Annotated in this window: 7 protein-coding genes; 5 read left to right on the plus strand and 2 right to left on the minus strand. The window is 69.7% G+C overall.

The genetic code is table 11. The annotated features are described in order from the left end of the window. The first annotated feature begins 19 nt into the window (after nucleotides 1-19). Entirely contained in the window at nucleotides 20-2,212 is a 2,193-nt protein-coding gene (locus AC3A3H_RS09165) for a malate synthase G (protein ID WP_487614251.1), read from the plus strand. 12 nt (nucleotides 2,213-2,224) lie between these two features. On the opposite strand, the gene AC3A3H_RS09170 is transcribed toward AC3A3H_RS09165, so the two are convergent. Then, nucleotides 2,225-3,196, minus strand: coding sequence for a transketolase family protein (locus AC3A3H_RS09170; RefSeq protein ID WP_487614252.1), 972 nt, complete (start codon nucleotides 3,194-3,196; stop codon nucleotides 2,225-2,227). Next, nucleotides 3,193-4,086 (minus strand): transketolase, encoded by an 894-nt coding sequence (locus tag AC3A3H_RS09175; protein ID WP_487614253.1) that lies wholly within the window; start codon nucleotides 4,084-4,086, stop codon nucleotides 3,193-3,195. The genes AC3A3H_RS09170 and AC3A3H_RS09175 overlap by 4 nt, the downstream gene beginning before the upstream one ends. 61 nt (nucleotides 4,087-4,147) lie before the next feature. On the opposite strand from AC3A3H_RS09175, the gene AC3A3H_RS09180 reads away from it, so the two are divergent. The 4 genes from AC3A3H_RS09180 (at nucleotide 4,148) to AC3A3H_RS09195 (ending at nucleotide 12,936) form a co-directional block, all read left to right on the plus strand. Then, nucleotides 4,148-4,786 (plus strand): GntR family transcriptional regulator, encoded by a 639-nt coding sequence (locus tag AC3A3H_RS09180; protein WP_487614254.1) that lies wholly within the window; start codon nucleotides 4,148-4,150, stop codon nucleotides 4,784-4,786. Between the two features lie 113 nt (nucleotides 4,787-4,899). Further along, entirely contained in the window at nucleotides 4,900-5,481 is a 582-nt protein-coding gene (locus AC3A3H_RS09185) for a hypothetical protein (RefSeq protein ID WP_487614255.1), read from the plus strand. Further along, entirely contained in the window at nucleotides 5,478-7,091 is a 1,614-nt protein-coding gene (locus AC3A3H_RS09190; protein WP_487614256.1) for a helix-turn-helix transcriptional regulator, read from the plus strand. Before AC3A3H_RS09185 ends, AC3A3H_RS09190 begins: the two co-directional genes overlap by 4 nt. Before the next feature lie 208 nt (nucleotides 7,092-7,299). Beyond that, on the plus strand, nucleotides 7,300-12,936 hold the full coding sequence (locus AC3A3H_RS09195) for a beta strand repeat-containing protein (RefSeq protein WP_487614257.1): 5,637 nt from the start codon (nucleotides 7,300-7,302) through the stop codon (nucleotides 12,934-12,936). Nucleotides 12,937-12,949 lie beyond the last annotated feature (13 nt).

Consider the following 12,949-nt stretch of genomic DNA (forward strand, 5'->3'; position numbering starts at 1 on the left):
TCACCCGAGGAGCTGAAGCATGACCGACACCACGACCATGACCGACCGCGTCGCCGTTGGCGGGCTGCGGATCGCACCCGAACTCTATGAGTTCGTGCGCGACGAGGCACTGCGGGACACCGGCCTCGACGACACCGCCTTCTGGGCCGGTGTCGAACGCACCGTCGCCGACCTCATGCCCCGCAACCGAGAGCTGCTCGCGGAGCGCGACCGGCTGCAGGCCGACCTCGACGCCTGGGCCCGGGATCACGCCGGCCGGCCGTGGGACGCGGCCGGCTACCGCGCCCATCTCGAGCGGATCGGCTATCTCGTGCCCGAGCCGACGGATGTGACGGTCACCACCGTGGGCGTGGATCGCGAGATCGCGGAACTCTCCGGACCGCAGCTCGTCGTCCCGATCACGAATGCGCGCTATGCCCTGAACGCGGCCAATGCGCGCTGGGGATCGCTCTACGACGCCCTCTACGGCACCGACGCCCTCCCGGGTTCGGCGAAGCCCGGCGGCTACGACCGCGACCGCGGGAGGCAGGTGATCGCCGAGGTGCGCGGCATGCTCGACGAGTTCTTCCCCCTCGCGGAGGGGTCGCATGTCGACGCGACCGGATACGCGGTCGCCGACGGCGCACTCGTCGTCTCCCTCTCATCGGGATCGAGCGAGCTCGTCGAGCCGGCGGCGCTCGCGGGATGGCGGGGAGATCCCGCCGCCCCCGATGCGATCCTGCTGACCCGCCACGGGCTGCACTGGGAGCTCCAGTTCGACCGCACGTCGCCCGTCGGCGCCGACGACCCGGCCGGCCTCAGCGATGTGCTCGCCGAGGCAGCGCTCACGACGATCATCGACTTCGAGGATTCGGTCGCCGTCGTCGACGCCGCCGACAAGGTCGTCGCCTACCGCAACTGGCTGGGCCTCAACCGCGGCGACCTCGAGGACACCTTCCAGAAGGGCGGCCGCACCGTCACGCGACGGCTGCACGACGACCGCCGCTATATCGCCGTCGACGGCTCCGACCTGGTGCTGCCCGGCCGGTCGCTGCTGTTCGTCCGCAACGTCGGGCACCTCATGACCAGCGACGCCGTCCTCTGGGACGACGGGTCGCCGGACGGCGCGGAGATCGGCGAGGGGATCCTCGACGCCGTGCTGACCGCTCTGTGCGCGCTGCCCGGGATCGACCCGGCGAACCCGAAGCGGAACGGCGTCGCGGGCTCGATCTACATCGTCAAGCCGAAGATGCACGGTCCCGCCGAGGTCGCGCTGGCGGTGTCGTTGTTCGAACGCGTCGAGCAGCTGCTGGGCCTCCCACCGCGCACCCTCAAGCTCGGCCTCATGGACGAGGAGCGCCGCACGTCGGCCAACCTCGCCGCCTGCATCGCGGAGGCCACCGACCGGCTCGTGTTCATCAACACGGGATTCCTCGACCGCTCCGGCGACGAGATCCACACCTCGATGGAGGCCGGGCCGATCGTGCGCAAAGCGGCGCTCCGGCAGCAGCCGTGGATCCTCGCGTACGAGGACCTGAACGTCGACATCGGCCTGGAGGCCGGCCTGCCTGGCCACGCCCAGATCGGCAAGGGGATGTGGGCGATGCCCGACCTGATGGCCGACATGCTGGAGCAGAAGATCGGTCACCCGCTGGCCGGAGCCTCCACCGCGTGGGTGCCGTCGCCGACCGCCGCGACCCTGCACGCGCTCCACTATCTCCGCGTGGACGTGCGCGAACGGCAGCGCGAACTCGCGGACGGCGGGCGGCGCGGCACGCTCGATCAGCTCCTGACGATCCCGATCGGTGACCCCTCCGCCTGGGACGACGCCGCCCGCCAGGAGGAGGTCGACAACAACGTGCAGTCGCTCCTCGGGTATGTGGTGCGGTGGATCGACGCCGGCATCGGCTGCTCCAAGGTGCCCGACATCCACGATGTCGCCCTCATGGAGGATCGCGCCACGCTGCGCATCTCGAGCCAGCTGCTGGCCAACTGGCTGCGCCACGGTGTCGTCTCGGAGCAGCAGGTGCGCGCCTCGCTCGCGCGGATGGCCGTCGTCGTCGATGCGCAAAACGCGTCGGACCCCGACTACCTGCCGCTGGCGCCGGCGCTCGACGGGATCGCCTTCCACGCGGCCGAGGATCTGATCTTCGAGGGCACCGCCCAGCCGAACGGGTACACCGAGCCGATCCTGCACCGACGCCGCCGTGAGGCGAAGGCCGCGCGCGACTGAGCGCGCGCGGCCTCAGGGCCGGAGCAGGTCGAGGATCGCCCGCGCGATGTGCTTCCCCGTCAGCCCGAAGTGCTCGAGGAGCTCTCTCGGGTCGCCGCTCTCGCCGAACCGGTCCCGCACACCGAGCCGCTTGACGCGGGTGGGGTGGACCTCGGACAGGAACTCCGAGACCGCCCCGCCCAGACCGCCCGCGATCTGGGCCTCCTCGACGGTCACGACCAGTCCGGTCTTGACCGCGCTGGCGAGGACGGTCTCGGTGTCGAGCGGCTTGATGGTCGGGGAGTGGATCAGGTCGACCCGGATTCCGCTCTCGGCGAGGATCCGCGTCGCGACGAGCCCCTCGAACGTCATCGTCCCGGTGCAGATGAGGCTCACATCCGCGCCGGAGACGAGGACCTCGGCTTTCCCGATCGTGAAGGGCCGGCTCTGGCCGAAGAGGACCGGAGTCTTGTCCCGGGCCAGGCGGAGGTAGGCGGGCCTGCTGTCCTTCGCGATCGCGAGGGTGGCGGCCTGGGCCTCGCTGCTGTCGGCGGGAGCGACGACGACCATGTTCGGCAGGACCCGCATCAGCGCGATGTCCTCCAGCATCTGATGGGTCGCTCCGTCGGGGCCGACGTTCAGTCCGGTATGCGAGCCGACGATCTTGACGGGCTGATCGTTGAGGGCGGCCGTCGTCTTGATCTGCTCCCAGTTGCGGCCGGGGCTGAAGGCAGCATAGCTGCTGGCGAAGGGGATCATCCCGGCGCGGGCCATGCCGCTGGCGACGGTGACGAGGTTCTGTTCCGCGACGCCGATCTGCACGAAGCGCTCCGGGAACGCATCCCGGAACGAGTGCATCTGGGTGCTCTCGGTGAGGTCGGCGCAGAGCGCGACGACGCGCGGGTCTTCGTGGCCCGCAGCGAGCAGGCCCCGGCCGAATCCCGCCCGGATCGGCTCCAGTTCGGGCGACGCGGTCAAGGCAGACGGGTGCAGGTTCGTGCTCATTTCGACTCTCGATTCTGCGAAAGCTGGCCGAGGGCGACGTCAGCTTGTTCGGGCGTGGGGGGCTTGCCGTGCCAGCGGTGGTCGTTCTCCATGAAGTCGACGCCCTTGCCGGGGATGGTCAGGGCGATGATCATGGTCGGCCGTTCGGTCTCCGCCCGCGCGGTCGCGAACGCGTCGAGGATGCCCGGCACGTCGTGTCCGTCGATCTCCAGGACGTGCCAGCCGAAGGAACGCCACTTCGCCGCGAGATCGTCCAACGGCATGACGTCCTCGGTGGAGCCGTCGATCTGGATGTAGTTACGATCGACGATGCCGACGAGCTGATTGAGGCCGTACTTGGCAGCGAACATCGCCGCTTCCCAGATGTTCCCCTCGTTGAGCTCACCGTCGCCGAGCATGGTGAAGACGTATCGGTGCGGTTGCTTCGAGAGGTACTTCAGCACGTACGCATAGCCCGCGGCCTGGGAAAGTCCGCTTCCGAGGGGGCCGCTCGTGCTCTCGAGCCCGGGCAGCGCGAGGCGTTCGGGGTGTCCCTGCAGGCGCGACCCGAACTTCCGCAGGGTGGCCAGCTCCTCAGTGGGAAAGTAGCCGCTCTCCGCGAGGGTCGCGTAGAGCACCGGGGCAGTGTGGCCGTTGCTGAGGAAGAAGACATCCCGGTCCTGCCAGTCGGGGTCGGCGGGATCGTGCCTCAGCTCCGCGAAGTACAGCGCCGCCATGAGGTCGGCCATGCCCAGCGCTCCCGCACTGTGGCCGCTGCCCGCGTGCACGAGCATCCGGATGATGTGCTGCCGGATCGCGAGTGCCCGGTCGGCGACGTTCTGCACCTTCTCGACTGTTTCCATTCGGACTCCTTCGGCCGTGCTGATACGGGAGACTTGCATCATCACCATTCAATCGTGATTGTATTCAAATGGTACTTGTATTACAAAAATTGCTGGAGAGCGATTCCTTATGACGTTGACCGATTCCACCAGCGACGCCCTCCGAGCGGCGGTCATCTCGGGGGAGATCGCGCCGGGCGCGTTCGTGACGGAGATCCTCGTGTGTGAGCGGTTCGCCGTTGCGCGGCCGACCGCCAAGGCCGCGATCGAGCGCCTGGCGCACGAAGGCATCCTTTCGCGCGAGTCCAACAAGCCCGCTCGCGTGCCTCTCTTGCAGGCCGTCGACATCCGGGATCTGTACGACAGCCGGCTTGTGGTCGAGAGCGCGGCGATCCGAATCCTCGCCGAGGGACGGATCGTGCCCAAGAAGGCCGCACACGCCCAGCGGATGATGGAGACCTCCAGCGAAGACGACCCGGGGGAGTTCATCGACGCGGATGTGACCTTCCATCGCGAGCTGGTGCGGGCGACGCAGAGCCGGCGCCTCACCGCGATGCACGAGCTCGTCATCGGCGAGACCCACCTGTGCATGGGTCAGGTCAGGTCGAAAGACGTCCTGTCCTCCCAGGAGGTGGCGAAGGAGCACCGGGAGCTGCTGACCGCGATCGAAGCGGGCGACGGCGACGGGGCGGCGGCACTGCTCGCGGCGCACATCCGCGGGGCACGTGATGCGCTGGTCGAGCGGTTGGCCGCGGAGAGCGGAGTCTGAGGGGCCGGAATCTCGCCGGATGCGTGCGATTCGCAGAACGTCTTCACTTGTCTGCAATGATGTGAGTCTCCCTCTCGTTTGCTGGATGTCCCCGTGACGCAAGGAGTACTGCCATGACCGCGCACCAGCACTCCACCGCAGCGGACCGCCGCCTGAGCGTGCTGCAGCTGGTCTTCTCGATCGTCGCCGCCGGCGCCGCGAGCGCCCTCGTCGTCCTGGCGTTCTCGCCGTTCAGCGCCGCGACGGCCGCCTTCTCCGCTCCGCTCTACGCCGTGATCGCGGGCGGGTACAGCGTGTTCCCCTTCCTGGCGCGGCGGCTGCTCGGCTACCGCTGGGGCGCCACCGTCGTGGGCTGCCTCGCCGGGGTGCTGTCCGCCCCGATCAGCCCGATCGGCCTGCTCATCGTCGTCCCGTTCGTCGGGGCCGGAGCCGCGTACGACTCCGTCGTCTGGGCGATCACGAGCCTCCGGCGCGGCACCAGGGACTCCGAGTGGGTGTTCGTGCTGGCTGCTGTCGTCTCGGCGCTCGTGCTCTTCCTGGTCTCGCTGCCGGTGCTCTCGCCGAGCAACCGAGGCCTCCCGGCATTCCTGGTCGCCGTCTTCGCCGGCAGGCTCGTCGGCCAGCTCGCTGCGTCGGCGCTGGCCGGGATCGTCGCCCGGGTGCTCCGCCGGTTCGGCGCGCGGCGGTGGTCGTGACCGACTTCACGGACGCGCCGTCGGCCGGCGATCGCGTCGGGGATGCGGAGCGGGATCCGTTCGACGCGCTGCGGCGTGCGATCGACGACGACGACTGGGCGGCCGCGACGGCCGCGGTGCGCGCGGACTGGTTCGCGCTCGCGGCGAACGACAGCGAGATCACGCGGGGCCTGCTCGAACGGGTGCCGAGTGCGGCGCTCCGGGCGCAGCCGCTGCTCGCGATGGAGCTCGGAATCGCCTACAACAAGCTCCGCTTCCATCGCCTGCGCGCCCTGCGCTACTTCCTCACGGCGGTGCGCAGCGCCCGGTCGACGAAGAACTCGAGTCTGAATCCGGTCGACCGCGTGCTCATCCGCACGAGCGAGTCCGCCGCTTTCCGTCTCCTCGGACGCACGTCGTCGTCGGTGGCCGCCGCCCGCGCGGCTCTCGGCCACGTGGAGGCCCTCAGCGAGGAAGAACGCGCGTCGATCAGCGACCTGCCGCGCATCTACGCCGTTATCGGCGTCTCCCTCTTCTACGGGGGCGAACCCGAGGAGGCGCTGGAGGCCGCGGCACGCGGGCTCGCCGAGGCGTCAGCTGTTCCGCCCTCCAACGGCATGGGCGCCCTCGCGCTGCTCGCCGGCGTGCTCACCCTCCGCGGCGACCTGCCGCATGCCAGGGAGCACCTCGCCTACGGCCGCACCGGGCCGTGGACCGACCAGCAGCGCAATGGCTACTCCGGCACGTTCTACCGCGTCGCCGAGTCGCTCGTCGCGCTCGAGCGGTTCGACGCCGACACGGCGAGGGCCGAGCTCGGGTCGCTCCTGGCGATGTCCGCCGGACGGCACGCCAACGAGCACTGGACGACCCTCGCGCAGGTGCTCGCCCTGACCGAACTCGTCGATGGCGATCCCGGCGCCGGACTTGCGGCGCTCGACGAGTTCGTGGCGTTCCGCGGCGGGGAGGGCCGCTCGACACGTGCCCAAGGAGACCTGGCCCGCACCCGCTCCACGCTTCAGCTCGCCCTCGGGAACGCCGACGCCGCGGCGGCCATCGCCAGGCGCGATATCCCGGGCGGAGCAGGAGCGCACATCGCGCAGGCGAGGGTCGCCCTCGCTCTCGGCCGGACCGGCGCAGCGCTCGACGAACTGCGCCCGATCGCCGGCGACCGGCTCTCGGCCCGCGACGCGGCGGAGGCCGCGGCGATCGAGGCGGCCGTTCTGATCCGGATCTCGCCGACTCCCCGGCGCGACGGCGCAGTCCAGCGACTCGGCTCGCTCCTGCAGCGCTCGGAACTGCGGCTCCCGCTCGCGCTCCTGCCACCGGCGGATCTGGCACGGGTCGTCGTGGCGCTGGAGGCTGCCGGCTACGCACAGGTGACGGCGGACCTTCCCGAGCGGCCCCTGCTGCGCGACATCGAGCCCGATCTGCTCCTGAGCACGCGTGAGCGCGCCGTGCTCGAACAGCTGATGGAGACCGGATCGATCTCCGAGATCGCCTCCGCGCTGGTCGTGTCGCCGAACACCGTGAAGACCCAGCTGCGGAGCATCTACCGCAAGCTGGGAGTGTCCAGCCGCGACGACGCCATCGCGGTCGCGCTCGAGCGCCACCTCCTCGTCGAGCGCGACTGACTCCGCCGCGGGCGTGTCCCTCGAAGTGGTCGCATCCGGTCAGGGTGAGACCGGGGTGAAAAAAGAAGAGAGCCCTCGTCCGCGTCGATAGCGTGCCAGCGAGGGCAGCGCTGTGAGGTCGCCCTGCGGAGGGAATCAGATGCACACGCGTTCGCGTATCGCCCGGCTCGTCGCCGGAGCGGCCGTCCTAGGAGTGGTCATCGCGGGCTTGAGCACGGCATTGCCCGCCTCGGCGGCGGACACGGCCATCTCGATCAGCCCCACGACGACCACGACGAAGAGCGGCGTGCCGACCACCTATACGCTGACGTACTCGTGCAGCAACGGAGCGGGCAGCTGCCTGAACTCGGTCGTGACGATCCCGACGGGGACGGTCACGGGCGACGGGTCGACCACCGACTTCGCGTCGTGGGTGTCGACGGGAACCTGCCCGGCAGTGAACAAGACGGTCGCAGGCCAGGTCTCCTTCGCCTTCGGCACCCTCGGCACCAGCACCAACACCTGCACGTTCACCGTCGTCCCTCCCGAGTACACGACGCTGAACAACGCGACCGCGACCATCACACCGACGCTGTCCAGCAGCAACTCCACATCGGCGACGGCCGCGCCCGCAACCCTGACGGCGACGGCGGGCCACAACGACAGCATCGGCAACTCGGTCCCGGCCAAGGCGATCTCGGGCAACACGCTCCAGTACACGGTCAGCTTCAACTGCGGACTCGTCGTCAAGGACTACACGGGTGACCTGGGTGTCACGGGCATCGTGCTCACGACGACGCTCCCAGCCAACTTCGACTACGCGTCGGCCCGGCCCAACTACGCACTCCCCGGCACGATCTCGTACAACGCGGCGACGCGGGTGCTCACCTACTCGGACCCGACCGGCAAGTCGTGCGGCAATCCGCCCCTCAACATCTCCAACTACTTCTCGATCATCGTGAGCGGCAAGGCCTCCACCAACGGTGTCGCCGATGCCGTGGGCTCGAAGATCTGCTTCAGCGCCTCCGGCACCTGGACGTACATCGACGGCGTCGCCGGCTCCGGGTCGGCCGCCCAGGTCTGTTCCACGGTGATCGATCTGGCCATCAACACGACCAAGTCCACGATCGCCCCCTCGACGCTGGGCAACATCGGCCAGTACACCGCCGCCGACGGCGGTGCGATCGCCCCCTACACCTACGCCGGGGACTGGGACACGTCCGGCGCCTCGGTCTACTACGACATCACGGCCTCGACCAACCCGGCCAACACGAATGCGGGCATCTCCTACGACATCAAGGACCCGATGCCGTGCCTCACGAACGGCTCGAACAAGAACTACTCGTCGAACGCGCCCGGCACGGTCTGCTCGTCCCCGGCATTCGTCCCCACGCTGATCCAGCCGTTCGGCTACACAGCGACGATCGCGGACACGCTGACGCTGGTGTACGCCGACGGCACGACCGGCACGGTCGCGTACACGACCGCGAAGTCCGGCTGGGTCATCCCGACCTCCCCGGCGGTCGCCGAGATCGACTTCCCACCCTTCGCCGCCGAGGGCGCCAACTCGACCGCCACGATGCGGTTCCGCACGTTCGGCTACGCGGCAAGCAGCGTTCCGACGCCGGCGGTGCTGACGAACAAGGCCGTCACGACGCCGTACGCCGCCGGTGACAGCACGTCGCCGCTGCTCGCTTCGGTGACCGCCTCCTCGCGTCTCCTCGTCGTGGCGCCGCCCGCGAACAGCGCGGCGTTCATCTACCCCGGCCTCACGACGCTCCAGGTCGGCACGACCTGCACGGCGAACGTCAGCCTCAACAGCGGCACCAACGGCGCGTACAGCAACCGCATCGAGATCCCCACTGCGCCGTCGCAGGCGATCTACATCGACTATCTCGCCCCCGCCGGCGCCACCGGGGTCACCCCGTCGACGACGGCCTTCCAGCTCAACACGTTCAACACCAACGGTGCAGGCGGAAAGTCGTTCACCTCGCCGACGGTCACCCCGACGGTGACGCCGAACTACAACGGCACCGGCCGGACACTCGTGCGCTGGACCATCCCCGCGGGCGTCGCCACCACTCCGGGCTACTACAACATCCGCTCGGCGAGCTTCGTCACGCTGACACTGGAGGCGGGCTGCGCCGGGACGTACACGAGCGACATCACGGTCGGCTACGGCGCTCCGATCCAGCAGTGCTACTTCAACAACTACTCCAGCGCGCACATCGAGCCCGCACCGATGTACCCGTTCGGCACGACCGACCTCCGCGCCAACGGCTCGCCGATCGCGAACAATTACTGCGGCTACTCGTCCAGCATCACGATCGCCCCGGTCAAGCCCGGCTTCACCGTCGACAAGACGGTGCAGGGCAATCTCGATCCGACGCCGATCGGCAGCGGAGGCACCGGTCACGTGAGCGTGGACGGCGGCACGGCCGACTACACCGTCTCGTTCACGAACACCGGCCAGTCGACGCTGACCGACCCGGTCATGTACGACCTGCTGCCCCGGGTCGGCGACACCCGCGCCTCCTCGACCGCCGCACGCGACTCGCAGTTCGCGGTCTCCCTGAACAGCCTCGGAGCACTGCCCACCGGACTGACGGTCGCGTACTCGCAGTCGAACAACCCCTGCCGCCCGGAGGTGCTCACGTCCAACCCGGGCTGCGTCGACGACTGGTCGACCTCGGCCCCGTCGCCGCTCTCGAAGACCACCGCGTTGCGCTTCAGCTACAGCGGCCGGGTCACCGTCGGCACCGGATTCTCGACGACCTACACGGTGACGACGCCGCCGGCCGCCGCGGGCAACACCGCGTGGAACAGCGTCGGGACGAACGCCACCGCGGGTGCCGCACTCGTCGGCGCCGCCGAGTCGTCGCTGACCGGGCTGCAGGCGCAGAGCGCGCAGCCCGCCATCACCAAGACGGCCTCGCGCAGCACCGTCGACGCGGTCGGCCAGACCATCACCTACACCTTCACGGTCACGAACAACACTGCCGTGACGCTGGGCAACGTCCGCGTCTCCGACGCCCTGGTCGACTCGTCGGCCTCCAGCATCGCGCCGACGGCCTCGTGCGCGGCGTTGACGAACCCGGCGGCGACCTGCTCGGGTACGGTCACGACCCTCGCCGCTGGTCAGTCTGCGACCTTCTCGGCCACGTACGTCACGACACAGGCGGATCTCGACCACGGCGGGATCTCCGACCAGGCGACCGCGACGGCCGACCCGCCCACCGGGCCAGGGCTCAGCAACAGCAGCGAGGTCGTCACGGTCGCGGCCGTGCAGAACCCCGCACTCACGCTGACCAAGTCCGCGAGCCCCGGCACGGTGCAGGCCGTCGGCGACACCGTGGACTACACGTTCGCGGTCACGAACTCGGGCAACGTCACCCTCACGACGCTCGGCATCACGGAGAAGTCGTTCAGTGGCAGCGGCGCCCTCTCGGCGATCACCTGCCCGCCCGACGCCCTGGCTCCCGGCGCCACCGCGACCTGCACGGCCGGCTACCCGGTCACGCAGGCCGACCTCACGGCGGGCTCGGTCGTGAACACCGCCGCGGCGACGGCGAAGAGCCCCACCGGCGCGACGGTGAGCTCGGCCGACTCCACCGCGACCGTCACGGTGAATCAGATCGGCGCGCTGTCGATCGTGAAGTCGGCGACCCCGTCTGCGGCCGCGGCCTACAACGTGGGTCAGCTGATCACCTACACCTACGTCGTGTCCAACACGGGCAACATCCCGGTGACCGGCATCGTGGTCAACGAGCAGAGCTTCACCGGATCCGGCACGCTCTCGGCGATCAGCTGCCCGGCGACGCAGCTCGATCCCGCGACGCAGTTCACCTGCACGGCGACCTACACCCTGACGCAGGCGGACGTGGACTCGGGCTCGCTCCGCAACACCGCGAACGCGACGGGCACAGCACCGTCCGGGCCGGTGACGTCGAACGACTCGACGGTCACGACCCCGCAGACCCCGGTCGCGAAGCTGACCCTGGTGAAGACTGCGGACACGGCCTACGTGAACGCCGCAGGTGACACGATCGGCTACTCGTTCGCCGTGCGCAACACCGGCAATGTGACCGTCCACGGCATCCAGGTCGAGGAGACGGCGTTCTCCGGCTCGGGAGGCTCGCCTGCGGTGTCCTGTCCGACGAGCGTCCTCATCCCGGGCCAGCAGATCGTCTGCTCTGCCGCCTACACGGTGACCGCTGCCGACATGAACGAGGGATCCATCGTGAACACCGCCGACGCCACCGGGATCGACCCGACCGACTCCGGCGTGACCTCCGCCCTCTCGACGGCGACGGTCACGGTCAACGCGGCTCCGTCGCTGACGCTGGTCAAGACATCGGACGTCGCGTCGTACGACGCGGTCGGTGACCCGATCGGGTTCTCGTTCCTCGTCACCAACACCGGCAACGTCGCGCTGACCGACGTCGGGGTGCAGGAGGGCGCGTTCACAGGCAGCGGCACGCTGACCGACGTCCAGTGCCCGAGCACCGAGCTGGATGCCGGCGAGAGCCTCACCTGCACTGCGGGTTACAGTGTGACCCAGGCCGACATCGACCGCGGCGACGTCTCCAACACGGCGACCGCGTTCGCGCAGACGTCTGCCGGGGTGCCGATCGAGTCCGACCCGTCCACCGTGGACGTCGCAGCGGTGCAGTCGCCGGCTCTCGTGCTCGAGAAGACCGCGTCGCCGACGACCGTGAACGCCGCGGGAGCCACCGTGACCTACTCCTTCCACGTCACCAACACCGGCAACGTCACGGTGACGGCCGTCTCGATCGCCGAGTCGGCGTTCTCCGGCACGGGCGCGATCGGCACGCCGGATTGCGGTGCGGCTGCGCTCGCTCCGGGGGCTGACCGGACGTGCACGGTCGACTACCAGGTCACCCAGGCGGATGTGGATGCCGGGACGATCGAGAACACGGCCGTGGCGACCGCGGACGCGGGTTCCTCGACCGTGTCCTCGGCGCCGTCGTCCGCGACGGTGACGATCGACCGGGCTCCCGCCCTGTCGCTGGTGAAGTCGGCCTCCCCATCGGCCCCGGTCGACTTCGTGGCCGGTGAGGACATCACGTACTCGTTCGTGGTCACCAACACCGGCAACGTGACGATCACGGATGTCGGTGTGCAGGAGGGCGCCTTCACCGGGACCGGGACCCTTGCGGCTCCGAGCTGCCCGAGCACCGGCCCGCTCGCGCCGGGCGATCAGCTGATCTGTCAGACCGTGTACACGGTGACCCAGGCGGACATCGACGCCGGCTCGGTCACGAACAGTGCGACGGCGACCGGCACGGTCCCCAACGGCGTCACCCCGCCGGTCCCGCCGACCTCGTCGGTGACCGTGCCGGAACCGGCCAAGCCGGCCCTCGCGCTGCTGAAGACCACGGACGCCACCAAGGTGACCGCGGCCGGCCAGCTCGTGGACTACACGTTCACGGTCACGAACACCGGCAACACGACGGCGACCGCGGTCTCCGTCGACGAGGGCACGTTCACCGGTCACGGCACGGCCCCGGTCGTCGACTGCCCGGCGCGCGGCGCCTTGCTGCCCGGTGAGACCATGACGTGCACTGCGAGGTACGAGGTGGTCGCCGCCGACCTGGACGGCAAGGCGCTGTCGAACACCGCGACCGTGCAGGCGAACACACCAGGCGGTGGGACGGTCGTCTCCGACCCGTCGAGCGCCCGGATCGACGACGTCGTGACGGCCCCCGCCGACCCGGCGGACCCGGCGACCGTGCTGGCACACACCGGCAGCACGATCGCGTGGGGTCTGGGCGTCGCGGCCCTCGGGATGACGGTGCTCGGCGCCGTCCTGCTGATCCTCAGGCGACGCCGGCCGCAGAACTGACGCAGTCCTGCCG

It is taken from the genome of Leifsonia sp. Soil_N53 (assembly GCF_057655165.1).